The sequence below is a fragment of the Citrobacter sp. TBCS-15 genome, assembly GCF_005280815.1.
GTDB lineage: Bacteria > Pseudomonadota > Gammaproteobacteria > Enterobacterales > Enterobacteriaceae > Citrobacter > Citrobacter werkmanii.
Window position 1 is genome coordinate 1 of sequence record NZ_SZWK01000102.1, and the last position, 24,318, is coordinate 24,318.

Annotated in this window: 21 protein-coding genes; 10 read left to right on the forward strand and 11 right to left on the reverse strand. The window is 51.5% G+C overall.

The genetic code is table 11. The annotated features are described in order from the left end of the window. Positions 1-589: 589 nt before the first annotated feature. Entirely contained in the window at positions 590-2,122 is a 1,533-nt protein-coding gene (locus FDW96_RS06710) for a SpoVR family protein (RefSeq protein ID WP_006684212.1), read from the reverse strand. A 322-nt stretch (positions 2,123-2,444) separates the two neighbouring features. Here FDW96_RS06710 and FDW96_RS06715 point away from each other — a divergent pair, with 322 nt between their 5' ends. Together FDW96_RS06715 and dadX are read left to right on the forward strand one after the other, a co-directional pair. Continuing rightward, positions 2,445-3,743 carry a D-amino acid dehydrogenase gene (locus FDW96_RS06715; protein ID WP_042307891.1) on the forward strand — a complete coding sequence of 433 codons (1,299 nt, stop codon included), beginning with the start codon at positions 2,445-2,447 and terminating at the stop codon, positions 3,741-3,743. Between the two features lie 12 nt (positions 3,744-3,755). After that, the gene (gene dadX, locus FDW96_RS06720; protein ID WP_061381204.1) at positions 3,756-4,826 is read left to right on the forward strand and encodes a catabolic alanine racemase DadX; all 1,071 of its coding nucleotides are present in this window, start codon (positions 3,756-3,758) and stop codon (positions 4,824-4,826) included. 101 nt (positions 4,827-4,927) lie between these two features. Here dadX and FDW96_RS06725 read toward each other — a convergent pair whose 3' ends face one another. After that, a complete protein-coding gene (locus tag FDW96_RS06725) occupies positions 4,928-6,661 on the reverse strand; it encodes a potassium/proton antiporter (protein ID WP_042307893.1) in 1,734 nt (577 codons plus the stop codon). A 97-nt stretch (positions 6,662-6,758) separates the two neighbouring features. Beyond that, a complete protein-coding gene (ldcA, locus tag FDW96_RS06730) occupies positions 6,759-7,673 on the reverse strand; it encodes a muramoyltetrapeptide carboxypeptidase (RefSeq protein WP_137365401.1) in 915 nt (304 codons plus the stop codon). A 98-nt stretch (positions 7,674-7,771) separates the two neighbouring features. Here ldcA and emtA point away from each other — a divergent pair, with 98 nt between their 5' ends. After that, the gene (gene emtA, locus FDW96_RS06735) at positions 7,772-8,383 is read left to right on the forward strand and encodes a membrane-bound lytic murein transglycosylase EmtA (RefSeq protein ID WP_042307896.1); all 612 of its coding nucleotides are present in this window, start codon (positions 7,772-7,774) and stop codon (positions 8,381-8,383) included. 11 nt (positions 8,384-8,394) lie between these two features. Here the strand turns inward: emtA and FDW96_RS06740 are convergent, their stop codons facing one another. Continuing rightward, positions 8,395-9,129, reverse strand: coding sequence for a flagellar brake protein (locus tag FDW96_RS06740; RefSeq protein ID WP_042307898.1), 735 nt, complete (start codon positions 9,127-9,129; stop codon positions 8,395-8,397). Between the two features lie 197 nt (positions 9,130-9,326). On the opposite strand from FDW96_RS06740, the gene FDW96_RS06745 reads away from it, so the two are divergent. Continuing rightward, on the forward strand, positions 9,327-9,581 hold the full coding sequence (locus tag FDW96_RS06745; protein WP_006684222.1) for a GlsB/YeaQ/YmgE family stress response membrane protein: 255 nt from the start codon (positions 9,327-9,329) through the stop codon (positions 9,579-9,581). A gap of 45 nt (positions 9,582-9,626) precedes the next feature. Here FDW96_RS06745 and FDW96_RS06750 read toward each other — a convergent pair whose 3' ends face one another. From FDW96_RS06750 to FDW96_RS06775, 6 genes are all read right to left on the reverse strand, one after another. Beyond that, positions 9,627-11,339, reverse strand: a complete 1,713-nt coding sequence (locus FDW96_RS06750) for an alpha,alpha-trehalase (protein ID WP_137365402.1) — start codon at positions 11,337-11,339, stop codon at positions 9,627-9,629. A 167-nt stretch (positions 11,340-11,506) separates the two neighbouring features. Next, the gene (gene dhaM, locus FDW96_RS06755; RefSeq protein ID WP_137365403.1) at positions 11,507-12,937 is read right to left on the reverse strand and encodes a dihydroxyacetone kinase phosphoryl donor subunit DhaM; all 1,431 of its coding nucleotides are present in this window, start codon (positions 12,935-12,937) and stop codon (positions 11,507-11,509) included. 10 nt (positions 12,938-12,947) lie between these two features. After that, on the reverse strand, positions 12,948-13,580 hold the full coding sequence (dhaL, locus tag FDW96_RS06760; protein WP_137365672.1) for a dihydroxyacetone kinase subunit DhaL: 633 nt from the start codon (positions 13,578-13,580) through the stop codon (positions 12,948-12,950). An 11-nt stretch (positions 13,581-13,591) separates the two neighbouring features. Next, positions 13,592-14,662 carry a dihydroxyacetone kinase subunit DhaK gene (dhaK, locus tag FDW96_RS06765; RefSeq protein WP_061381208.1) on the reverse strand — a complete coding sequence of 357 codons (1,071 nt, stop codon included), beginning with the start codon at positions 14,660-14,662 and terminating at the stop codon, positions 13,592-13,594. A gap of 324 nt (positions 14,663-14,986) precedes the next feature. Beyond that, positions 14,987-15,637 (reverse strand): winged helix-turn-helix transcriptional regulator, encoded by a 651-nt coding sequence (locus tag FDW96_RS06770; RefSeq protein WP_252362856.1) that lies wholly within the window; start codon positions 15,635-15,637, stop codon positions 14,987-14,989. 39 nt (positions 15,638-15,676) lie between these two features. Then, the gene (locus FDW96_RS06775; RefSeq protein WP_170974689.1) at positions 15,677-16,339 is read right to left on the reverse strand and encodes a winged helix-turn-helix transcriptional regulator; all 663 of its coding nucleotides are present in this window, start codon (positions 16,337-16,339) and stop codon (positions 15,677-15,679) included. A gap of 357 nt (positions 16,340-16,696) precedes the next feature. Between FDW96_RS06775 and FDW96_RS06780 the strand changes: the two genes are divergently transcribed. Genes FDW96_RS06780 through FDW96_RS06805 form a run of 6 tightly spaced genes read left to right on the forward strand, consistent with a single transcriptional unit; the run spans position 16,697 to position 22,696 of the window. Then, the gene (locus FDW96_RS06780) at positions 16,697-17,227 is read left to right on the forward strand and encodes a fimbrial protein (RefSeq protein ID WP_137365404.1); all 531 of its coding nucleotides are present in this window, start codon (positions 16,697-16,699) and stop codon (positions 17,225-17,227) included. Positions 17,228-17,278: 51 nt separating this feature from the next. Next, the gene (locus FDW96_RS06785) at positions 17,279-17,956 is read left to right on the forward strand and encodes a molecular chaperone (RefSeq protein ID WP_137365675.1); all 678 of its coding nucleotides are present in this window, start codon (positions 17,279-17,281) and stop codon (positions 17,954-17,956) included. Positions 17,957-17,985: 29 nt separating this feature from the next. Next, positions 17,986-20,496 carry a fimbria/pilus outer membrane usher protein gene (locus FDW96_RS06790; RefSeq protein ID WP_137365676.1) on the forward strand — a complete coding sequence of 837 codons (2,511 nt, stop codon included), beginning with the start codon at positions 17,986-17,988 and terminating at the stop codon, positions 20,494-20,496. 27 nt (positions 20,497-20,523) lie between these two features. Further along, the gene (locus FDW96_RS06795; RefSeq protein WP_137365405.1) at positions 20,524-21,453 is read left to right on the forward strand and encodes a fimbrial protein; all 930 of its coding nucleotides are present in this window, start codon (positions 20,524-20,526) and stop codon (positions 21,451-21,453) included. A 13-nt stretch (positions 21,454-21,466) separates the two neighbouring features. Continuing rightward, entirely contained in the window at positions 21,467-21,982 is a 516-nt protein-coding gene (locus FDW96_RS06800; protein ID WP_137365406.1) for a fimbrial protein, read from the forward strand. Between the two features lie 18 nt (positions 21,983-22,000). Then, positions 22,001-22,696, forward strand: a complete 696-nt coding sequence (locus FDW96_RS06805; protein WP_137365407.1) for a helix-turn-helix transcriptional regulator — start codon at positions 22,001-22,003, stop codon at positions 22,694-22,696. A 48-nt stretch (positions 22,697-22,744) separates the two neighbouring features. On the opposite strand, the gene FDW96_RS06810 is transcribed toward FDW96_RS06805, so the two are convergent. Beyond that, the gene (locus tag FDW96_RS06810) at positions 22,745-24,019 is read right to left on the reverse strand and encodes a Glu/Leu/Phe/Val dehydrogenase (RefSeq protein ID WP_042307917.1); all 1,275 of its coding nucleotides are present in this window, start codon (positions 24,017-24,019) and stop codon (positions 22,745-22,747) included. Between the last annotated feature and the right edge of the window lie 299 nt (positions 24,020-24,318).

Here is a 24,318-nt window from a genome sequence, read left to right on the forward strand (position 1 = left end):
CCTTTACAATCCCGGCTCCCGGCAGGAAAATTGTTGCTGCGCAATTCCCTCCGCTTATTCCTCCAGGCTATCGGGCCGGGCGCGAGGTAGCATCCCTGCAAAGCGCGCCCTGAGCCAGCATCCATGCTGGCTCTCCCGGCCTTACGGAAACACGTCGGCAATTTTCAGCCGGACCAGCCACACCTGACCTCCTGTGTTTTTATTTGAATATGTTGAACAGCAAAAAAGATTTTACTGAAAGTCAGAGCGTTGAAGCGATGACCCCGGTCCGGCTGAAAATCGATGAGGCGTTGACGGCTGACCTGGTCTGTCCGCAGGGATGCGGACAGAGGGGACGGCCTGCATGGACGCAGGCTCGGCCCCGACCCGACAGGCAGACGGCATAAGACGAATGAATCGCGCAGCGACGATTTTCCCGCCGGGAGCCTGGGATGCAAGGGAGGCGGCGGTGAGCCTCCCTTGCACGTTCACGGGTATCAGTGCTTTAGAGAAGTGATACGGCTGCGGTGAACGGAACCCTGATCAAGAATCACATGTTCACCATACATTCTTAACTGAACGGTATTGCCTCATTCGAGGGGTTTTGTTTTTACAGACCGTTCATCCTCGGCGGGCAACGCTCCAGCAGCTCCACGCTGCCATCTTCATTCTGCTGCTCCAGCATCACGTCAAAACCCCATAACCGGTGCACATGTTTCAGCACCTCTTTGCGGCCTTTATCCAGCGGGGCGCGGTTATGCGGAATATAACGCAAGGTGAGTGACCGGTCGCCACGCAGATCAACATTCCAGATTTGAATATTCGGCTCCAGATTGCTGAGGTTATATTGCGACGACAGTCGGCTACGAATTTCACGATATCCTTCCTCATTATGGATAGCGGAAATCTCCAGGTAATTGTGGCGATCGTCATCCAGCACGGTGAACAGGCGGAAATCGCGCATCACTTTTGGTGACAGGAACTGACTGATGAAGCTCTCATCTTTAAAATCGCGCATCGCGAAATGCAGGGTTTCCAGCCAGTCGGAACCGGCAATATCCGGGAACCAGTATCTGTCTTCTTCGGTGGGGGACTGACAGATACGCTTGATATCCTGGAACATCGCAAAGCCCAGCGCGTAAGGGTTTATCCCGCTATACCACGGGCTATTGTATGGCGGCTGGAATACCACGTTGGTGTGGCTATGCAGAAACTCCAGCATAAAACGTTCGGTAACTTTACCTTCATCATAAAGGTGGTTCAGGATGGTGTAATGCCAGAAGGTGGCCCAGCCTTCGTTCATCACCTGCGTTTGTTTCTGCGGATAAAAATACTGACTGACCTTGCGCACGATGCGTAACACCTCACGCTGCCAGGATTCCAGCAGCGGCGCGTTTTTCTCCATAAAATACAGCAGGTTTTCTTGCGGCTCGGAAGGATATCGCCGAGCTTCGGAAATGGTTTTCTCTTCCTCTTTCTTCGGCAGCGTGCGCCACAGCATATTCACCTGGCTTTGCAGATACTCTTCACGGCTTTTCTGCCGGGCTTTCTCTTCCTGTAGCGAGATTTTTTGTGGTCGTTTGTAACGGTCCACACCGTAGTTCATCAGCGCATGACAGGAGTCGAGGAGCTTTTCGACTTCATCTACACCGTAACGCTCTTCACACTGGGTAATGTAGTTTCGTGCGAAGATCAGATAGTCGACAATGGAACTGGCATCCGTCCAGCTACGGAACAGGTAGTTATTTTTGAAGAAAGAGTTATGTCCGTAGCAGGCATGCGCCATCACCAGCGCCTGCATGGTGATAGTGTTCTCTTCCATCAGATACGCGATACATGGATTGGAGTTAATGACGATTTCATAGGCCAGTCCCTGCTGACCATGCTTATACAAGCGCTCGGTTTCAATAAACTTCTTACCAAACGACCAGTGCGGATAGTTGATTGGCATCCCGACGCTGGAGTAGGCATCCATCATCTGTTCGGAGGTGATCACCTCGATTTGGTGCGGGTAGGTATCCAGTCTGTAGAGTTTCGCCACGCGGTCTATTTCCGCCAGATAGACATCCAGCAGATCAAACGTCCAGTCGGGTCCATCGCTTAACCGTGTGCTGTCCTTGTTCATGGAATCAATCGTAGCCATTCGCGCACCCTCATTGTTGGCGGCACTCTCTGTCTGGAGTACCTCATTTCAAGCATAGATCATGGTGTTAAAAAACGTGCTGCGGCAGAAATTTTTTCTTTGCGATTTCACGATAGCGAGGCGTGGAAAAAAGGCATGTCCGCAAAATTTTATGCTGGATAAAAATAACGCACAGCATGAGATTCCAAAGCAGTGAGTTCCCTGCAATCACCGCTATATGTGAGATAAGTCACCATAAAAAAGCCATATGTTGAATAATATTTTCAACTGAGTTATCAAGATGTAATTAGATGATTGTTCTTTTACTGTTAACGGAGTGGCTATGCGAGTTGTCATACTGGGAAGTGGTGTCGTTGGCGTGACCAGCGCCTGGTACTTAAGTCAGGCTGGACACGATGTCACCGTCATTGATCGTGAGCCCGGTCCGGCACTGGAAACCAGTGCGGCAAATGCCGGACAAATCTCGCCAGGTTATGCAGCACCATGGGCGGCGCCAGGCGTACCGCTTAAAGCAATTAAATGGATGTTTCAGCGCCATGCCCCGCTGGCCGTCCGTCTCGACGGGACCCAGTTCCAGTTGAAATGGATGTGGCAAATGCTGCGCAACTGCGACACCAGCCACTACATGGAAAACAAAGGACGTATGGTGCGGCTGGCGGAATACAGCCGTGATTGTCTGAAAGCGCTGCGCGCTTCTACCGGCATTGAGTATGAAGGACGTCAGGGCGGAACGTTACAGCTGTTCCGTACGGCTCAACAGTATGAGAACGCCACCCGCGATATCGCCGTGCTCGAAGACGCGGGCGTGCCATATCAGTTGCTGGAAGCAAACCGCCTGGCTGAAGTCGAACCGGCACTGGCAGAAGTCGCGCACAAGCTGACCGGCGGTCTGCGTTTACCGAACGACGAAACCGGTGACTGCCAACTGTTTACCCAGCGCCTGGCGCAGATGGCCGAGCAAGCGGGCGTTACGTTCCGCTTTAACACCCCAGTTGATAAGCTGCTCAGCGAAGGTGAGCAAATATATGGCGTGCAGTGTGGCGAGGAAATCATTAAAGCCGATGCTTATGTGATGGCGTTTGGCTCTTACTCCACGGCGATGCTCAAAGGGATCGTGGATATTCCGGTCTATCCGCTGAAAGGTTATTCCTTGACCATTCCAGTGGCGCAGGATGACGGGGCACCGGTTTCTACTATCCTTGATGAAACCTACAAGATCGCCATTACTCGCTTTGATAACCGCATTCGCGTTGGCGGCATGGCGGAGATTGTTGGCTTCAATACCGAATTGCTGCAGCCACGCCGCGAAACGCTGGAGATGGTCGTACGCGATCTTTTCCCGCGCGGCGGTCATGTGGAACAGGCCACATTCTGGACCGGACTGCGCCCGATGACCCCGGACGGTACGCCGGTCGTGGGACGAACCCGCTTTAAGAATCTGCTACTCAATACCGGTCATGGCACGCTGGGCTGGACCATGGCCTGTGGATCCGGCCAGTTGCTGAGCGATATTTTGTCTGGCCGTACCCCAGCCATTCCTTACGACGATTTGAGCGTGGCGCGTTACAGTCCGGGGTTTACCCCCTCTCGTCCACGGCATTTACACGGCGCACATAACTGATAAGGACGAGAGATGACCCGCCCGATACTGGCCAGCATTGACCTGCAGGCGTTGAAACAAAATCTGGCCATTACGCGCCAGGCCGCACCGGATGCCCGCGTCTGGTCGGTAGTGAAAGCCAATGCCTACGGACACGGCATTGAACGAGTATGGAATGCGCTGGGCACAACCGACGGTTTTGCCATGCTCAATCTTGAAGAGGCGATAACCCTGCGCGAGCGGGGATGGAAAGGCCCGATATTAATGCTGGAGGGTTTTTTCCACGCCGACGACCTGACGGTATATGACAAATATCGTCTGACAACGTGTGTGCATAGTAACTGGCAGCTTAAAGCATTGCAGAATGCGCGTCTGAATGCACCGCTCGATGTTTATCTGAAGGTGAACAGTGGCATGAACCGTCTGGGTTTCTTACCGGACAGAGTTTCCACGGTCTGGCAACAGCTGCGGGCAATGCCCAACGTCGGTGAAATGACGCTGATGTCGCACTTCGCGGATGCAGAACACACGGATGGCATTCAGGAAGCAATGACGCGTATTGCGCAGGCGACAGAAGGGCTGGAGTGCAGACGATCACTGTCCAATTCAGCTGCCACGCTGTGGCATCCTGAAGCGCATTATGACTGGGTTCGCCCTGGCATCATCTTGTACGGTGCATCGCCGTCTGGACAGTGGCGAGACATCGCGAATACAGGTCTCAAACCTGTGATGACGTTAAGCAGCGAAATTATAGGCATACAAACGCTGAAAGCCGGCGATCGGGTCGGTTACGGTGGGCGTTACACCGCCAGTGGAGAGCAACGCATCGGCATTGTGGCGACCGGGTATGCAGATGGTTATCCGCGCCATGCGCCGAGCGGCACGCCAGTACTGGTGGACGGTGTGCGTACCAAAACGGTCGGAACGGTCTCAATGGATATGCTGGCGGTTGACCTGACGCCATGTCCTCAGGCGGGGATCGGCACGCCGGTAGAGCTGTGGGGCAAAGAGATTAAAATTGACGATGTGGCCGCTGCTGCGGGTACGGTGGGCTACGAGCTGATGTGTTCGCTGGCGCTGCGCGTACCGGTTGTGACGGTGTAACTTTGTAAAATTGCCTGATGGCGCGCAGCTTTCAGGCCTGGAGAAGCAGTGTATTTTGTATGCCGGGTAGGCGCAGCTGCCACCCGGCAAAAACAGCTCCGTTACTCATCCTCATCTTCAGCAACGCGAACACCAACCTTCAGCACCGCATTATCTTCTTTCTCGGCCACCGTCCAGATCATGCCAGCAAATTCCACCTGGTCACCGACGACCGGCGCGGCGCCTAACAGGTGCTGAACAATTTCACCCAGCGTTTGCTGTTTATCGCGATACTCTGTGCCATCGTCGAGGCCATATATCAGCGCCACGTCGGCATATTTTGCGCTGGCTTCGAGAATAAAATCCCCAAAGAAGCGCTGGTCTAACGATACCGGCGGCGATTGGCTGAATAGCTTGCCGAGAGCGGGGAGATCGCGCTCGCGACCAATGACGCACAACACGTCGCCTTCACGCAGGCGCGTGCTGCCCGACGGATGAAACAATACATTGTCACGAAACAGGGCGGCAATTCGCGTTTCTTCCGGCATATGCAGATCGCGCAATGCGGCTCCCACACACCACTTATCCGCGCTGAGCTGATAAACAAACTGCTCCCAAGGGTTATCCGGGTGAATATCCAGACCAATACGTGAAACGGGCCAGCCGACCGGCGGAACCACCACTTTGGCCTTTTTAGCCGCCCAGGAAAGCGACGTTCCCTGAAACAGCAGGGAGATCAGAACCACGAAGAAGGCCACATTAAAGAACAGACGCGCATTCTCCAGGCCCGCCATCATCGGGAAGACGGCAAGGATGATCGGCACCGCCCCGCGCAAGCCTACCCAACTGATAAAAATACGCTCGCGCAGATTGAAGCCACGGAACGGCAGCAGTCCGGCGAAGACCGACAGCGGACGTGCCACGAAAATCATCCACGCGGACAAAATCAGCGCCGGAATCGCGATAGGCAGCAGGTCGGACGGTGTGACCAGTAGCCCCAGCACCAGGAACATGGCTATTTGCGCCAGCCAGGCCAGGCCATCGAAGTTTTGCAGAATACCAAATCGGTTGCGGATCGGGCGATTACCCAGCAGGAAACCGCACAGGTAAACCGCCAGAATACCGCTGCCTTCCAGCGCGGTAGTCAGAGCAAAAATGAGGATCCCGCCGCTTAAGGCCAGTAACGGATACAGCCCGGCAGGCAACGAAATGCGGTTAATCATTTGCTGCAGCAGGTAGCCGCCGCCGAGTCCCAGCACAATCCCTAAGCCAAACTGTTGGAGAATATGCACCGCGAACATCCAGCTTAAACCGGTCTCGTGGTTTTGGATCATGGCGATAAGCGTGATAGTCAAAAACACCGCCATCGGGTCATTACTCCCGGATTCAATTTCCAGTGTGGAGCCAACACGTTCGTTAAGCCCCTTACCGCCAAGCAGGGAAAAGACCGCCGCCGCGTCGGTGGAACCGACTATCGCGCCAATCAATAGTCCCTCAATGAGATCCAGATTAAACAACCATGCGGCCATCATGCCGGTAAGTCCGGAGGTAATCAGTACCCCGACGGTCGCCAGTGATAGTGCCGGACCCAACGCGACGCGAAAAGAGCTGGCCTGGGTGCGCATGCCGCCGTCGAGCAGGATAACCGCCAGCGCCAGGTTACTCACCATGTAGGCAAAAGGGTAGTTGTCAAAAGGAATACCGCCGACACCGTCCACACCGGCTAACATCCCGATAGCGAGAAATATCACCAGAATAGGGATGCCAAGACGTGATGAGAATGAACTGAGTAAGATACTGCAGGTGACGAGAACGGAACCCAAAATAAAAAGGCTAATAATTGCTGCGGCATCCAACGTTCGTTTACTCCTGAATTACGCTGTTTCGTATTAACAAACCCTAACATAATAACGACAGAAACAGCGTTTTACTTAGCCCTGTTAGTGGCTTTTTTTACGATTTAAGTACCGGATGACCATTTATGGTGAGCTGAGCGCCATTTTTATCGTTTTTCAGCATCGCATTCGCCCCCAAAGGCAGGGTGACGGTGCGCTGTTCATGACCAAAATCGAGACCGCTGATTAACGGAACTGACAATCTGGCGCGGAGAAAAGCGCAAACCGAATCAAGGCTGTAACCGTCGTCATAGTCATTGGGCGCACTGCCGCTAAAACTGCCAAGAATGATGGCGTTCTGCCGCGCCAGAATTCCTGCGTGGTATAGTTGCAGCAGCATGCGTTCAATACGGAATGGGTGCTCATTAATGTCTTCCAGCACCAACACACCGTTTTCGATAGCGGGCATCCACGGCGTGCCCATCAGCGAAATGATCATCGCCAGATTTCCGCCCCATAGCGTACCTTCGGTCGTACATGCCGGGCCGTTACTCTGCCATTCGAGGGTAAATTGGGGATGACGCAAAGCCTGCCAGAAATGGTACTCGGTAAACGTGTTCATCTCCTCGGCCCCGAAGTTAGCCGCCAGCATTGGGCCGCTGAAGGTAATCACATTCCCTTGCGCCAGCAAACCGCACTGAATCGCCGTAAAATCGCTGTGCCCGCAGAGCAACAGCGGGTTTTGCTGCTGACGGGCAGCCAGCCCCTGCCAGTCGATACCTTCCAGTAAACGGCTGGCGCCATAGCCTCCGCGTACCGCCATGACAATGGTATCGGGCGTTTGCAGATTTACGAGCGAGTTCACATCAGCCAGACGCTCTGCTTCGGTGCCAGCAAAACGCTGGCAGCGGCGCGTAATGACAGCCGAATTGTCGACCTGATGACCGGCCTCAGTAAGCCGCGCAAGCCCACGTAATGCAGCCTGCTGGTTGATACAGTAGCCCGAAGGGGCAATTAAGTGAAACCGGGACATGGCATTTCCTTGCTACAACTAAAACCAAATGTATATCATGCCGCGTAGGTATGTCGTTGTCACCTCAGCGACAGGTTCCGGCTATAAGGATAGATGACGTGAAATTGAGATGGTTTGCTTTTTTGGTTGTATTACTTGCGGGCTGTAGTTCAAAACAGGATTACAAAAATCCGCCATGGAATGCTGAAGTTCCGGTCAAACGCGCAATGCAATGGATGCCGATCAGTGAAAAAGCCGGTGCGGCCTGGGGTGTCAGCCCACAATTGATTACCGCTATCATCGCCATTGAATCTGGCGGAAATCCGAATGCGGTCAGTAAATCGAATGCGATTGGTCTGATGCAGCTAAAAGCGTCTACGTCAGGGCGTGATGTTTATCGTCGTATGGGATGGAGCGGAGAGCCGTCGACCAGCGAGCTGAAAAATCCTGAGCGTAATATTTCGATGGGCGCCGCCTACCTGAGTATTCTTGAAACCGGACCGCTGGCCGGAATTGAAGATCCGCAGGTGATGCAATATGCGGTGGTGGTGTCGTACGCCAACGGGGCGGGCGCGCTACTGCGAACGTTCTCCTCCGACAGGAAAAAAGCGATCAATAAGATCAACGATCTCAGTCCGGATGAATTTATCGATTATGTGGCTGATAATCATCCGGCGCCGCAGGCCCCGCGCTATATCTGGAAGCTTCAACAAGCGCTGGATGCGATGTAATTCAGGTGATGTTAATCGCGCACCTTGTTTGCTTTTTCCCGGGCTTCGCGCTCAAGGGAAAAAATAATCCGCTGTAAGTTCCGCTCCACCGCCGGGCCGACGTTGAGAAAACGAAAGCTCAGGCGGGGAGTGGTAATGGTTTCGTTTTTGCTGTCGATAACTTTGCGTTCGCTAATAGAAATGAGCTGGGCGTCAACGTGGTACACCCCCCATTGCGCCATGTTCAGTTCAACGTGTGAGAAGCGCATGCCTTCTACCAGTCCCTCTGGTTTTGCCGTTTCTAACAGTCCACCCATGCCGCCGAGAGACAAATCGAACAGGCGAAAATGCAGAATGCTGTTGTCCGGCATCTTTGCCGCGCAGCGATAGGGGGGGTGCAGCGGCGCACCGATACGGAAATATTCCCGGCGCTGAATAAACCACAGTGAAGGCGGCAGCGTTGAGATAAATGCCGGTAGCCGCTGATACTCGCCTTTTTTAAGCTGTGGCAGGGTGAATTCCACTTTGGCACCCTGCGTTTCGGCGATAACTGAGATCTGGCTGGCCCGCTGCACGGCCTGGTTTTCATATTCCTGACTGCCAAAGTCCATGACCAGTTCGTCCGGGCTGACTGCCAGTATTTTGCTGATGAACTGGCCACCAGACCAGGAGATACGCAGTGGAACCTGCTGCGAATTTAAGTCCCTGAGTACGCCTAACACCGCTAACGGATTTTGCTTCAGGAACTGCTCATTGTAGATACTCACACCTAATGACTCCTGGATGCCGGGTTTATCGTTGGATTATCGGCATCAAACGACAGAACTTAAGACAAATGGATGAATTTTTTACTAAAGCCAATGAATTAAGTCTGCGCGTAAAAGCGTCATCCAACAGCTTGCCTATACTTAATGCACTGGCGCGGGAATAACGAGCGCACATTCACTGGAAAGAGGGCCTGAAAATGGGAATTATTGCCTGGATTGTTTTTGGTCTGATTGCGGGTGTTATCGCCAAACTGATTATGCCGGGGCGCGATGGCGGCGGTTTTATCCTGACCTGTATCCTCGGTATCGTCGGTGCTGTGGTCGGCGGATGGCTGGCAACGATGTTTGGTATCGGCGGTGATGTCAGCGGATTTAATCTCCACAGCTTCCTGGTGGCCGTAGTCGGCGCGATTGTTGTGTTGGGTGTTTTCCGGCTTGTGCGACGAGATTAACTGAACGGCCCCTGCGGGGGCCGTTTCTTTGTAATTGAAAGTTCGTTATGGCGTCGGTTGTGTCTGCTTTTGAAGCTCAGTTGATGCTGTCCCAGCCGGGGCTGGACGCGATGCGGGGACGCTGTCACACGGTTTTTCTTTGGCGCAAATCAGGTCGAGCATTTTTAGGGTAACGCCGTTGGTCCAGCCGAACCCATCCTGCAACGGATATTCACCGCCGCCACCGCCAGTGCCTGTGGTGCTCACGTCATACTTTTCAACCAGCTTTTTTTCGCGATCGTAAGTGTGCTGCACGTTGGTGAGAAATCTCCAGGTGACGTCCATAGCGACGTTATCCTGACCGTAATTCTGCAACCCGGATGCTGCGACCCACTGGAGCGGGGCCCAACCGTTTGGCGCATCCCATTGCTGGCCGCTTTTCACCGAGGTGGTAGCAAGGCCGCCGGGCTGCAGTAGATGCGCCTGGGTTGCCGCGGCGACCTTACTGGCGCGATCTTTTGCCGCCGCATTAACGTACAGCGGGAACAGGGCGGCGGCAGTAAGCTGATTACGTACTTTATGGCTCTTCAGATCGTAGTCGGCATACCAACCCTCTTTGTCGTTCCACAGGTGCTTTTCGATCCCTTTTTGCCGGGCATTGGCGAAGCCTTCGTACTGCGCGGCTTTGGCATCATCGCCGGCGGCTTTACTGGCGAGGGCGATCATTTTTTCCATTTTGTACATCAGCGCATTGAGATCGACCGGCACGATGCTGGTGGTACGCAAGGTGCCTAGCTGGTTGGGGTTATCCATCCAGCGGGAGCTAAAATCCCAGCCAGATGCGGCGGCGGAACGCAGGTCGCGGTAGATTTCGGTAGCCGGGCGGTTCGGGTTACTTTTGGCGGTGGCGATATCCTCCACCCATGACTCTGGCCTCGGCGTATCGCGGTCATCCCAGTAGCGGTTCAAAATGGTGCCGTCATCCAGCTTAACGACGCGCTTATTTTGCTGACCGGGCTGGAGCGTTTCGACGCCTTCCATCCAGTAGGTGTACTCTTTGAGCATTTGTGGAAGGTATTTTTTCAGCGCATCATCCCCGTCGTGCTGCGCCAGCAGTTCAACCATAAAAGCAAAGAACGGCGGTTGAGAACGGCTCAGATAATAGGTGCGGTTGCCGTTTGGAATGTGTCCCCAGGCATCAATCTCGTAAGCGAAGTTTGCCACCATGTCGGAAACCTTGTCCCAGTGATTACTTTCGGCAAGCCCCAGCATGGTGAAATAGCTGTCCCAATAATATATTTCGCGAAAACGTCCGCCTGGTACCACATATGGCTCCGGAAGCGGTAGCAGCGAGTCCCATTTTTCAGCATCGGTTGTCGAGCGGGTTAGCACTGGCCACAGCCCATCAATATGCTCGCGCAGCGATTGCCCGGCTGGTGGGACGTATTTCTCACCTTCTTTCGGTAAGGTAAAATTCACCCCGACAAAATGACGTAAATCGAATCCAGATTGATTCTTTTGCATTCGATAATCGGCGAGGATCATTAACGGATCGCTATTGGGAACCGCGTCAGCAAAGGTTTTCTGGTCAGGGAAAAGTTTGGCCGTTTGTACATCGTTAAACAAAGGGCCAAGCAGAATATCAGGCGGTTGCGGTGTCGTTGCTGGCGCGTCCTCCGCATTGACGGTAAAAGAGGTAAAGGCAAAAAGGGTACTGGCAAGCGTCAGTTTTATCGCGACAGAAAGCAGGCCGGGATGGCGAATTTCTGGTGTTATCATCGGTTAATCTCCTTAGCGGCGTGCCGAAGCAGCGGCATTTACCATGAGAAAACCTTAGTTCAGGATCGACCGTTGCGCGTGATCGGCTCCCCATTTTGCGAATAAACAGACATTTCCCTACGAACGCAGAAGATGCACACCCTGTCGAGAAGGGTGTGCTGATGACATTAACCTGTATGGGTTATCCGATGTGCCACGCAGTCAAGAGTGAGGGTATCTCCCATCTTTATGCTATCGAGTGTCTCCCCTTGCTGACACATCCAGCAAAGTCCCATTTCATGGGCGATAATCGCCGGGTGAGAAGCCTCGCTACCGGCACGCAGGCAGATCCCTTTGATGGTCAGCGGATCGAGTTGCAATACCGTAGACGGATAAATGACGTCAGCGACCAGGATTGTCGGGCGGGTGAACGTCGGGATTTGCGCCGTCACTCCAGTCAAATGCTGCAGCGAACGAGACAGTAAATCTTCAATGTCGATGTATCGTGCTTGTAAGTAGGGATCATCGAGCTGTAAATACTGCTGGCTGAGTTCGCTCAGCACCTGCTGCCAGGCCCAGGCGGCGCTACACTGCTTTTCACGCATTACGTCGCAGGCCATATCGAACAGCTCAGGATCGTCCAACAGCGTGTGGTGACCGGAGAAGATCGCGGCGATATCGGCGGAATACTTCTCTTCAGCAAGCGCGGTTAGCTCGCTTAAATCATTCAGCGTGCTCTGGATGGCGGCCTGTAATCGCTGCTGCTCAGTCTGCAATGATGCAGCAGGCTGCTGGCTTATTTCGGGTGAGAATGGCGCGTAACAAAATACCGTCCCCGTCGCTCGTGACGGGACCTGAGTCGCCGCGTTTTTCGCCTGCGTTGGCTCAAGCGATTCGCCAAAATTCTCTGCCGCCAGCTGTTTGAATGCGGCCAGCGCATCTTCTGCCTGTTCTCCTTTGGCAATCAGGCGCAGCGTGTCGTTACAACGCACCTGCAGTAAGGCTATCTGATTGAGGTTATCAGGGACGACGCACTTGCCGTTTTTCTCCAGCCACATGTCGGCATTAAAGCCAGACAGCGTAGATACCAGTCGCGAGGCCGGACGAACGTGGATGCCGTTGGGGTTTTTCACCACAATGGCAATCGAACGGGCATCTGTGTCGGGGGAGTGTTCAGCAGAAGTGGACTTTGCTGCCGAGGGCGAAGGTAAACCCAGTTGCTCACATTTGGCGTCGAGGGCGTTCATGGCATCACGGATGACCCGCTCGATATCAGCACCCGCAGCGGCGCTAACCGTCGCGGCCAGCGTGCCTTCAACCAGCGGGGCGGCGCACAGACGGACTTTCGCGGCGATACTAGGGTCAAGCAGCTCAAGGGCGGTTTCCGCACTCAGTAACGCGCTGCCGATATCCATCATCACTAACACGTGATCCGTATCAGCCACGGACTCGATGGCTTCCATCACCTTAATAGGATCGGTGCCAATCGGATTCTCGGGATCGTCAATGCCTGCGGCAATAGCGAGTTTGCAGCCATCGCCCATTAACATTTGTCGGGCTAACGCGCCGACGCCTTCGCCCAGTTGGGCGCTGTGAGACACAATAACCAGGTTTACCATCGCTTTATCCTTACTCTCTGGACGCCTGAGCCAGCATTTGCATCATAAACATGACGGACGTTGCGCCAGGATCCTGATGACCAATGCTGCGTTCACCAAGGTAGCTGGCGCGGCCTTTGCGTGCCTGCATGGTGATGGTGCTTTGCGCCGCAGCTTCCGCTTGTTGGCTTGCAGCTTCCAGCGCTGCCTGTACGCTTAACTTTTGCTCGCAGGACTGACGTAAAGATTCGACCACCGGTAGCCAGACGTCGCACATGGTTTTGTCGCCAGGCTCAGCTTTACCACGGCTAACGACGCCTTCTGCGCCATCGCGGATCATTTGATACAACTCGTCCAGCGTCAGGCTCTGGTGGGCTTGAGTGACCTGGGCGGCGCGGATGAAAAAGGTACCGAACAGCGGGCCGCTGGCTCCGCCAACGCTTGAGAGCAATACCATGCCGGTATTTTTTAAAATAAAACCGATGTCTTTATCGGCGATGGACGGCAGTTTTTCGACCACTTTACTAAAGCCACGGTGCATATTCAGACCGTGGTCGGCATCGCCGATTTCCCGGTCCAGTCCGGTGAGAAAATCACTTTCGGTAGTGAATATTTCGCCGCAGTGATAGAGCCAGTTAACAATTTGCGTTCTGGTGAGGGACATCATGAATCTCCTTATTTACCCCAGTTGAGAGCAGGGGTGTGAACCGGTGCATCCCATAAATTCAGCGTTTCGTCATCCACCTGTAACAGGGTGATTGAAAAGCCGGTCATATCCAGAGAGGTGCAGTAAGAACCGATCAGGTTGCGCTCAATGACGATCCCCGCATCCTGGCAACGGCTTTCGAGGCGGTTATACACGCCGAAGAGTTCTGACAACGGTGTTGCACCGAGATTATTGACCAGCGCAATGACGCGATCGCCGCTTTGCAACGCCCGTTTGCTTTCTTTGCCTTCCTGCCATGCGCCCTGGACGTTGTCCCAATGACGCAGCGTGCGGCTATAGTTGCCGTTTTCCAGCAGCGTGTTGAACATTTCATCTACGGTTTGGTCGAGAGACGTGAAGGCTCGGCGGTCAATGCCCGGTTCCCCGTGGATACCCACGCCAAATTCCATTTCGTTATCCTGCAGCGTGAACGACGGTTGCCCGGCGGCCGGAACGGTACAGGCACCAATGGCGATCCCAATGGAGTGCCCCTGGTTATTCAGTTGACGCCCGAGTGCCGCACAGGCTTCCAGCGAGTCACCGCGTTCGGCGGCCGCGCCGACCAGTTTTTCTATCAATACGGTATTCGCCACGCCACGACGACCGGCGGTATACAGACTGTCTTTCACCGCGACGTCGTCATCCACCACCATGGTCGTGACTTTTATACCGCTGTCGTGCAGCAACTCGGTGGCGGTTTCGAAGTTAAGAATGTCACCGGTGTAATTCTTGATGATCAGCAGGACGCCTTCACCGCCGTCAATTTGCATGGCGCATTCGAACATTTTATCCGGCGTAGGTGAGGTAAAAATTTCACCCGGGCAGGCCCCGGCGAGCATGCCCTGCCCAATATAACCGCAGTGCATTGGTTCATGTCCGCTGCCGCCGCCGGAGAGTAGTGCCACTTTGCCCATCACCGGCGCATCTGCGCGAGTGACATAGACCGGGTCCTGATGCAAGGCCAGGGAAGGGTAAGCTTTCGCCAGTCCGGCGAGTTGTTCATTCAGTACGTCTTCAACACGGTTAATCAATTTTTTCATTATTTATGCTCCGCAGACAGTCCTGGATGCTGCCAAAATTCTGCAGCCATCTGATGTAGGGTATCGGTTTGTACAACGCTACGGCGACCGCTCGCTGCCGATAAGGTAATTTTGCACACAGGTATGCAAAAAAAAATTGTGTGAGTTAGCGTTTCAATACGAAACATTGCCACCTCAATACGTTCCATATTGAAACGATGTGGCGTGAAATTCGCCAAAAATGCGACGTTGGGCATCCTTTTGTTTTAGGGGCCGCAGAAAGGGGCGATAGGCTGCTTCATCAGAATAAAGGGCGTGAACGAACAGAAAAGTGGAGGATGAAAGTTAAAACCGCGCAGGCAGGTGGTTGATCGCCACCAGTTTTCCTTGCTCAAGTTCGATATATCCCCCTTTTTTTAAGGCTGCGAGCATTTTCATCACACTACTACGTGAAAGGTGCGTCCTGTCCAGAATGTACTGATAGGCGGCAATCTGCTGGCGAATGTTGTCTGATTCTTTGGCCAGAGCCTGTAGCTGATAGCACAGCACATCATAAGTGGTGGGGGCCGCTACCATCTCATTTTGAATAAACAGTTTATTTGTCACGATGATCATATGCCGGGCCATGAGCTCCCAAAGCTGTTTTGCTTCAATGCGTGCCATAACGGTTTCCAGCGGGACAGTCGCAACTTCACATTCCTCAAGGGCGCGGAGCAATAGTTTCTCTGATAATGCACTGGTGAAGCCGAGAGACACTGGCGCAGAAGCGATGCCTAAGGCCAGATTATTCTCCAGGTTTTCAATACTTACCGTACCCTGGCGGATAAACTGACACATATGTTCTCCATATTGGATAAATACGAAGCGGCTACCTTTGGGGTAGCGCCTGAACTCGCATTCTTCTGCCAATTGTCGCAACAATTCCGGAGCATAGGGCGAGGGTTGTTTGAGCAGGTTTATCGGCGATTCATAAGGCATGATGGGGTTATCCCGCATAGATTTTCATTCGTTTACGTTGTGCAGCATAGCGTACCGTTAATACTTCAGGGGAATATTTTGCTGTATTTGTTTCAATACGCCGCGCTCGGTAACGATATAACCGCCTTTTTTTAATTCGGCCAGAATTTTCATGATACTGCTGCGCGACAGAAACGTGCGGCTCTGAATATAGTTTGCAGCGGTAATGTGCTGCCGAAACTCGTCAGATTCGCGCATCAACTCATAAAGTTGTGAGCGAATAATATCGTAAGAGGTTGGGGCGGAAATGCGAGTACAATGGTCATAAACACGCCCGGCCGTATAAATGAGTAACCTGGACAGACTCTCCCACAAATCCTCATTGGCAATAATCTCATTAGCTGTTTCCAGAGGAATGACCGCTACGGTTGAGCACTCTTCACACCGCATAAAAAGATATTCCGATTCTGCAAGCTGATTGCTTAACCCGAAGATAAATGGCGCGACTTCAGAATTCAGCATAAAGCCGTCGCGTTGCCTGAAGATCGCAATCGTGCCATTCAATAGCAAATAACATTGATGAGAATTATTGCTTTTGTAGTTAATTATTTGTCTGTATTTTGTTTCATAAATGTTGGCGTTCGGCTTTAGCTTCTCAATGATATTTATTATGTGCTCCACCGGCTTTATCGGTAAGGCATGATACATGCTTGATTCAATGATTATTTTTGTTTCAGGCATGAGTCGCCCTCCTCAGTGAATATGCTGTTAAAAACAATATAAGATGTTGTTGGTTTTAATAATTATGGTAATGAGAGGGAGATAATGGAATCCATCGCTCGGTGTAAAATTACACCGAAAAATAACTTGAGCAAATATGTGTATCTATATCAAAATTGCCCATAAGCAGAAGAGCAATAGCATCTAATAAGGATCGGCCTTCCTCACCTGGAGGCCTAATCCAATCCTTGTTAATTTGCGCTAATTGTTATTTCTCTCAATGCTTTCAAAGTGATGGCAATAATAAAGCATGGGGCGTTATTTGCATCAGGGTAAATAACGATGCAGCACTATAAATAAAAGTTAAGGAAAGCAATTATGAATAAGAATGTGATAGCGAAGACGTTGTCTGCTGCGGCCATTCTCATGGCCTCAAACGTAATGGCCTATGATGGTACGGTTATTTTTAATGGTGAAATCCTCGATTCGGCCTGTACCGTTGATATTGGTAGTAGCAATACGTTGATGGTCGACCTGGGACGTGTTTCTAAAACAGCATTCACCAGTACTGGCGATGAAGCATCCACCACAAAGTTTACGCTACGGCTGAAAGATTGCCCGGCCAGCGTGGCCGCAGCAAAGGTGAAATTTGACGGTGCACATGACGGTAATGACAGTAGCTTGTTGGCCATCACTCAAGGTTCCGGGGCGGCAAGCGGCGTGGCAATACGTCTTAAGACGGCAGACAGTATGAACTTGGGACTTAATCAGGACAACGGTTATACCTACATGTTATCCAGTACCGCGGATAATAATCTGGATTTCTATGCCGCCTATGTGGCAACCGTTGTGCCTGTTCTTCCTGGCGCGGCTAACGCGGTGGCTAATTTCACTGTTAACTACAACTGATTTACCTGTGCAGTTTTAAGGGCCGGCAAACGGCCCTTTCAGAGGTTTATGATGAGAGTATTACGTTCTTGTATGTTGCCCCTGGTTGTTGTGGCGATCGGTATTACTACTGCGCATGCGGGTGTTTCAATCGGTGGTACCCGAGTCATTTACGATGGTGGAAAGAAAGAGGCTTCGCTGAGCGTTAATAACCCTGATGCGGTTCCTTACTTAATTCAATCGTGGATTGAAACGCAAAGCAACGACGTGGCAAAAGCACCGTTTATCATTACTCCACCGCTTTATCGGTTGGATAAAGGACAGCGAAACGTAATGCGCATTATTCGCGCAGGTAATTTGCCAGAAGATAAAGAATCTCTGTTCTGGCTCAATATTAAATCGATACCGTCTGCAGAACGTAAAGATAATACATTACAAATAGCTATCAAAACGCGAATAAAACTGATCTACAGGCCGCCAGGATTAACCCAGTCAACACCAGATGCGCAGGTAGAAAAACTACACTGGAAATCGAACGGTAAATATATTCAGGTGACGAACCCATCCGCATACTTTATTAATTTTAATGAAATTACCGTGGCAGGTAAAAGAATCGAAGACGTCACGTTTGTCGCGCCCGGACGCAGCGCGAGTTTCGCACTACCGACAGGTATTACCGGTGGAGTAATAACCTACAGAATTATTAATGATTACGGCGGAATAAGTGAGGCGTATCACGCTTCACTCTAAAACTCAGTCCGGACGGGAAGATTATGTCAATGATGATAGCCAAAATGATATCTAATCCGCCTCCGGTCCGATTGTTGCTGTGTATTTTATTAACCGTCGCCAATGTACTTAATGAAGTAAAAGGTCGTGATTATTTTAACCCTGCGTTGCTGGAGCGTACAGGATCCACAAATGGCGATGTTGATCTTTCCGGCTTTGAGACAGGACAACAGGCGGAAGGAACATATCATGTTGATATTCTTCTTAATGGAGAGAATGTTGATACCCGTGATGTAGTGTTTACCAGACGGGAAGGGGGAATGCTGGAACCGTGTCTTTCTACAGAGTTGTTGGAGGGCTACGGTGTGAAGACAGCGTTATATCCAGGGCTTGTCAGGAACGAGAATTGCGCTGATCTATCCGCTATTCCTCAGGCTTCCAGCGAACTGTTATTTTCTTCCCAGAAGTTGTTATTGAGTATTCCGCAGGCCGCGCTTTCTTCACCGGCGCGCGGTTATGTTGCGCCAGAACAGTGGGATGAAGGTATTACAGCCATGATGCTCAATTACAGTCTCAGTGGGGATAACAGCCGGACAAAAGACACAGGAAACAACAGCAACAGTCAATACGTTAACCTGCGTCCGGGAATTAACATTGGCCCATGGCGGTTACGTAACTACAGCACCTGGAATAAAGACAGCCAGGGAAATGCTCACTGGGACACCGTCTATAGCTACGTACAGCGCAATATTATTCCGCTGAAAGCGCAACTGGTGCTGGGCGACAGTTCTTCGCCAGCCGACGTTTTTGACAGTATTCCTTTTCGCGGCGGCCAGCTTGCCTCTGATGATGAGATGATCCCAGATTCGCTGAAAGGCTATGCGCCGGTGGTGCGAGGAATCGCCCGTACAAACGCGCAGGTGATCATTCGACAAAATGGTTATCAAATTTACCAAAACTACATCTCCCCAGGTGCGTTTGAAATAACCGATATGTACCCGACAGGAGGCGCGGGCGATCTCGACGTGAGTATCAAAGAAGCAGACGGTAGTGAACAACATTTTACCGTTCCGTTTGCTTCATTGCCCGTACTGCAGCGGGAAGGGCGTCTTAAATATGCATTGACCGCTGGGCGTTATCGCTCATATGACAGTCGGGTTGAGCAGACATCCTTTGTTCAGGGAACGCTAATTTATGGTTTGCCGGCAGGATTCACGGCTTATGGCGGCGTCCAGGGGGCAGATAATTATCGTTCTGTTGCAGTAGGTATCGGGAAAAATCTTGGCGTGGTGGGGGCGGTTTCGGCTGATGTTAGCCAGTCCTGGTCCCAGCCACAGAATACGGGACAACAGCAGGGACAATCCTGGCGCATTCGTTACAGCAAAAATAGCGTGGTAACCGGGACAAACTTTTCGATTGCCGGATATCGTTATTCAACGGCTGGCTATTCCGGGATGCAAGACACGTTTGATTCTTATGGGACCAGCAGCTCATCGATAGAGAAACGCCGTAATCGCATGGAGGCGACCATCAACCAGTCTCTGGGAGCGTCAGGTGGCTCCCTTTCGCTCAGCGCGGTGCGGGAAGATTATTGGCATTACGCAAAACCATTGCAGTCATGGAGCCTGAGTTATAACAACACCTGGCACGGAATAAGCTATGGGATTGGCTGGACGCAGAGTAAAAACGGTTATTCGGGCAGCAATGCTCGCTACGACAGCGAGCGTTTGGTGGCACTGAATATTAGCCTTCCACTGGAATGCTTTTCGAACAATTCCTGGGCCAGCTATAGCATGAATACCAGTCGTAACAGCGGGACAACGCACAGCGTCGGCTTGAGCGGGATGGCGCTGGAGGGAAATGCTCTGAACTGGAGTATTCGGCAGGGTTATGGTTCTGAGGATGCTGGTTATACCGGCAGCCTGAACGCTGATTATAAAGGCGGGTACGCTGAAGTCAGCGGGGGTTACAGTTACGATCGCAACCTGCAACGGGTGAATTATTCGCTAGCGGGGGGCGTACTCGCCCACGCGGATGGTGTCACATTTTCACAGCCATTGGGTGAAACCAACGTCTTGATTAAAGCGCCGGGCGCTGCGAATGTCGGTATAAAAAACCAAAGTGGCGTACGCACTGATTTTCGTGGATACACCGTTGCCAGTAACGTCTCTCCCTATCGCAAAAATGATATCGGACTGGAGACGGCAACTGTAGCAGATGACGTTGAGCTGGAGCTGACTAATAAAACCGTGGTGCCAACACGTGGCGCGATAGTTCGCACAGATTTTGTGGCCAACGTAGGATTGCGTGTATTGCTCACGTTACGCCGTGATAACGGAAAGCCTGTCCCATTTGGTGCGATGGTGACGGTCAGAGGTGTTCAGGGGCAAAGCTTCATTGTAGGGGATGACGGCCAGGTTTATTTAAGCGGCATGCAGCCACAAAGCATACTGGACGTTGTCTGGGGCAATGACAACCAACAGCACTGTACGGCTAAATATACGCTGAACAGCGAAGAAAATTATCGTGGTATTACCGTGACTGACAGTCTGTGTCGGTAACTCACTTTATTTATTGAGTCTATTAAGATGAACCGAATTTACGTTCTGTGTATTTTATTGTTACTCCCCGGTTTAAGCTATGCTGATAATTGTTCCGTCAATGCGACGCTATTTGGCACAGTTACCATGGGCAATATTCTCGTGCAACGCGATGCGCCGGTAGGTAGCGAAATTGCGCGGGCCAGACTTTCCGGGTATGCAAAGCTTGAAGTGGATGCTCCCGACAAGCCAACGTCATGCAGTGGCGGTTATACGTTTAATTATTTATCGGCAACAAACTCGCCAATAAATAATGTATTTAACACTAACCTCGATGGTGTGGGGATACGCGTATCAGTTTCACCTGGTAGCTTTGTGCTGCCATCCAACGGTACGGCTTACGTTTATAATCTCGGTTTTTACGATGTGATGTTAATTAAAACCGGGAAAATAACCCCTGGATATTTAACGCCGGGAGTAATAATGCAGGGATGGTTCGTCACACCGGATAATTATTTTACGCAAATTTCCCTCGATGCAAATACTCAGGTAACGGTATTAGCATGCTCTGTTACCAGCCAGATGCTGAATTTTAACCTTGGCGACATTAATGCCAGTGAATTCTCTAACCAATCGGGGTTTAACCCGCCGCGTAGCGATAGCCAGAACCTTGGACTTAACTGTGATGCGTCCGCCAACATTAACGTGGAACTCATGGGTACGCAAAACCCCGATGTGACAGGCGATACGAGCGTGTTGGCGCTGAACGGTCAGGGAACGCCGGGAACTGCAGACGGGGTAGGGATACAAATGCTTTATAACAACGTTCCGTTGCAACTGAATAATCGCATTGCGTTGAAGCGTTCAGCGGGCGGGCAGGAAACATTTCCGCTGGTGGCGCGTTACTACCAGACCAGGTCAGTCGTCAGACCGGGAAGCGCCAATGCAACCGCGACGCTGAATATTACTTACCAATAACAGGGAATAAAGAATGTTACCTGGAAAAAGGACGGCCATAGCGATGGTGCTCGCATCACCGGCATGGGGCATAGGCGATCCGGTGACGCTCAATATCAACGGCAATGTCAAAACTGCGCCCTGTCAGGTGAGCAGTGACAGTGTGACCAAAACTGTTGATTTAACGCCTGGGCAATCTGTTACCGCTTCATCGTTATACACCGCGAGTTCGACCACGCCGTGGGTCGCTTTTGAGTTAAGTGTTGAACAGTGTCCTGCCGGGACAAGTCGCGTTACGGTATTGTTTAACGGCAACGCCGATAGTGACCATCCCAATGATATGTACCGGAATAGCGGTACCGCCTCACCCGTCGCAATCCAGTTACAGGCGAGCGATGGCGTGCCCCTTGGCGACGGAAAATCATTAACTGCAAATATTTCCAATCAGCGTTATACATGGCGTTTGCGCGCCAGAATTTATAGTGAGCAAGGGCAGGTAACACCTGGAACCATCAACTCTGCGATTACTATTTCTATGACCTACCAATAAACTAAAGCAGGCGCCTTAATGAACATCAGCATCCGCTGTGATGACAATATGTATAAATTGGGATTAATCGCATTACTTAGAGAAATATTTTCACTGGAATTGGCCAGGCAAACTCTGAGTATTCACAATTTTGACTCTAAAAATAGGGCAGTTGATGATGTGATGATTTTAATGCTCAGCCCCGGTGAACATTATCTTTGCCATTCAGAGTTCTTTACCCGATCGCCAGGGCTTATTGTGGGTTTAATTGACAGGGAGCATATTCCTGCGCGTGGCGAAGTGCCTTCATGTATCAACCATATTATTTTTATTCCACACGATACTTCGGCCAGTCAGATGGGGGCGGTGATTAAACATCACTGGTCCTTAGTGAAAAATGCAAATTTTACCAATAAGGGGCGCTCTTGCTTGGGTTGCCCACATAAAACATTCACAGCGCAGCAGCATCAGTTAATTCGTTTATTATTGTCAGGGCTCACATCAAAGCAAATTGGTTTGCATATGCATATTTGTCAGAAAACTGTGCTGGCGCACCGTCGAGCCTTAATGAATAAATTTAGGTTGAGGTCGGATTGCGAATTATTACAATTCCTCATCGCTGCGCAGGAAAAGAGGGTGTTCAGTGCGGAGATACCAGCAGCGAGTGAAGAAACAATAACACGGCCAATTGCACCTGATGCAGAATTGTACATGCTCCCAGTGAGCAGCAGATAGGAAGCCACCTGCTTAGCAGGTGGCTTATGCTCAAGATTACTCAGGGTCTTAGCCCGGATAAATTCCGCGATCTTTACGTGCCAGTAAAATACGCTCGCAGGCAACAATATAGGCGGCGGTACGCAGAGAGCAGGATTTCTCGGCCGCTTTTTCCCATACGTGTACCATCGCATCGGTCATGATTTTATCCATGCGTTGGTTGATCTCTTCTTCGCTCCAGAAGAAGCTTGCCATGTCCTGAACCCATTCGAAGTAGCTGACGGTAACGCCGCCAGCGTTACAAACCACGTCAGGTACAACCACAATACCACGGCTAGCCAGAACATCATCGGCATCAGGATAGGTTGGACCGTTGGCGCCTTCGAGTACCAGTTTACAGGTCAGCGTTTCAGCGCGGTGACGCGTGATCTGACCTTCGAGCGCTGCAGGGATCAGTATGTCCATCTCCAGGCTCCAGAACGCCTCGCTGGCGATGGTTTCAGCTCCCGGGAAACCTGCAATCTGCTTGTGTTCCAGTTGCCAGGCTGACAGCGCGGACATGTCGATACCGGTAGCGTTAAACAGCGTCGCGGTGTGATCCTGAATAGCAACGACACGTGCGCCAGCTGCCGCGAAAAGACGGGCGGCTTCACTGCCGACGTTACCAAAACCTTGCACTGCAACGCGAGCGCCTTCAACTTCGATATTAGCACGACGGGCCACTTCCAGACCGCTGACAAAAACGCCGCGACCGGTGGCTTTATCACGGCCTAACGAGCCGCCGAGGTGAATAGGTTTACCGGTGACAACACTGGTCACGGTGGTGCCGTGGTTCATGGAATAGGTATCCATCATCCAGGCCATCACTTTACCGTTTGTACCCACATCCGGCGCAGGTATGTCTTTCTGCGGTCCTATAATAATGCCGATTTCGCTGGTATAGCGACGGGTCAAACGCTCCAGTTCGCCCTCAGACAGTGAGAACGGATCGACGCGCACACCCCCTTTGGCACCGCCGTACGGCAGATTCAATGCCGCGCATTTGATGGTCATCCATGCGGACAGGGCCATCACTTCATTAAGATCAACATCAGGATGAAAACGCACACCACCTTTGCCCGGACCGCGCGAAAGGTTATGTTGCACACGATACCCTTCAAAATGACGGATAGTCCCGTCATCCATTTGTACCGGGATATCGACAATCAATGCGCGTTTTGGGTGACGCAGGGTATCCACCCAATGGGAAAGTTCGCCCAGGTAAGGGGCCACACGCTCGATTTGTTGCAGGTAGGTATTCCAGGCAGATGTGCTGCTATCTGAAGCGTAAGATAACTTATCCATGATAAACCTTAGTTATAAAAGTAATATGTTCTTAATTTGGCCGTGGTATACAGTGAATCTCACCATATAAACCTAAATTTAACATTTTTTTCGACATGTGGCCTGTCCAGCCAACACGGTTTATCGGTATGGATAGTATGGGCTTTATCTGGAAAATGAATAATTATGTTTTTCTTTAACTGTTTTGCGGTTTTTATTGCGGTATGGGTGATTTGATATGCGTGTTTTGCAAAAAACACATTTTGTCAGATTTATGACGCACCTCTAAAAGTAAACAATATGATAATAAAATGTATTTG

Coding starts and splice junctions, on each gene's coding strand:
- FDW96_RS06795 (WP_137365405.1), top strand. CDS start 20,524: ATGAACCGAATTTACGTTCTGTGTATTTTATTGTTACTCCCCGGTTTA.
- FDW96_RS06785 (WP_137365675.1), top strand. CDS start 17,279: ATGAGAGTATTACGTTCTTGTATGTTGCCCCTGGTTGTTGTGGCGATC.
- FDW96_RS06810 (WP_042307917.1), bottom strand. CDS start 24,019: ATGGATAAGTTATCTTACGCTTCAGATAGCAGCACATCTGCCTGGAAT.
- dadX (WP_061381204.1), top strand. CDS start 3,756: ATGACCCGCCCGATACTGGCCAGCATTGACCTGCAGGCGTTGAAACAA.
- dhaM (WP_137365403.1), bottom strand. CDS start 12,937: ATGGTAAACCTGGTTATTGTGTCTCACAGCGCCCAACTGGGCGAAGGC.
- dhaL (WP_137365672.1), bottom strand. CDS start 13,580: ATGTCCCTCACCAGAACGCAAATTGTTAACTGGCTCTATCACTGCGGC.
- FDW96_RS06790 (WP_137365676.1), top strand. CDS start 17,986: ATGATGATAGCCAAAATGATATCTAATCCGCCTCCGGTCCGATTGTTG.
- FDW96_RS06715 (WP_042307891.1), top strand. CDS start 2,445: ATGCGAGTTGTCATACTGGGAAGTGGTGTCGTTGGCGTGACCAGCGCC.
- FDW96_RS06770 (WP_252362856.1), bottom strand. CDS start 15,637: ATGCGGGATAACCCCATCATGCCTTATGAATCGCCGATAAACCTGCTC.
- FDW96_RS06800 (WP_137365406.1), top strand. CDS start 21,467: ATGTTACCTGGAAAAAGGACGGCCATAGCGATGGTGCTCGCATCACCG.
- FDW96_RS06805 (WP_137365407.1), top strand. CDS start 22,001: ATGAACATCAGCATCCGCTGTGATGACAATATGTATAAATTGGGATTA.
- FDW96_RS06780 (WP_137365404.1), top strand. CDS start 16,697: ATGAATAAGAATGTGATAGCGAAGACGTTGTCTGCTGCGGCCATTCTC.
- FDW96_RS06745 (WP_006684222.1), top strand. CDS start 9,327: ATGGGAATTATTGCCTGGATTGTTTTTGGTCTGATTGCGGGTGTTATC.
- FDW96_RS06710 (WP_006684212.1), bottom strand. CDS start 2,122: ATGGCTACGATTGATTCCATGAACAAGGACAGCACACGGTTAAGCGAT.
- dhaK (WP_061381208.1), bottom strand. CDS start 14,662: ATGAAAAAATTGATTAACCGTGTTGAAGACGTACTGAATGAACAACTC.
- ldcA (WP_137365401.1), bottom strand. CDS start 7,673: ATGTCCCGGTTTCACTTAATTGCCCCTTCGGGCTACTGTATCAACCAG.
- FDW96_RS06750 (WP_137365402.1), bottom strand. CDS start 11,339: ATGATAACACCAGAAATTCGCCATCCCGGCCTGCTTTCTGTCGCGATA.
- FDW96_RS06775 (WP_170974689.1), bottom strand. CDS start 16,339: ATGCCTGAAACAAAAATAATCATTGAATCAAGCATGTATCATGCCTTA.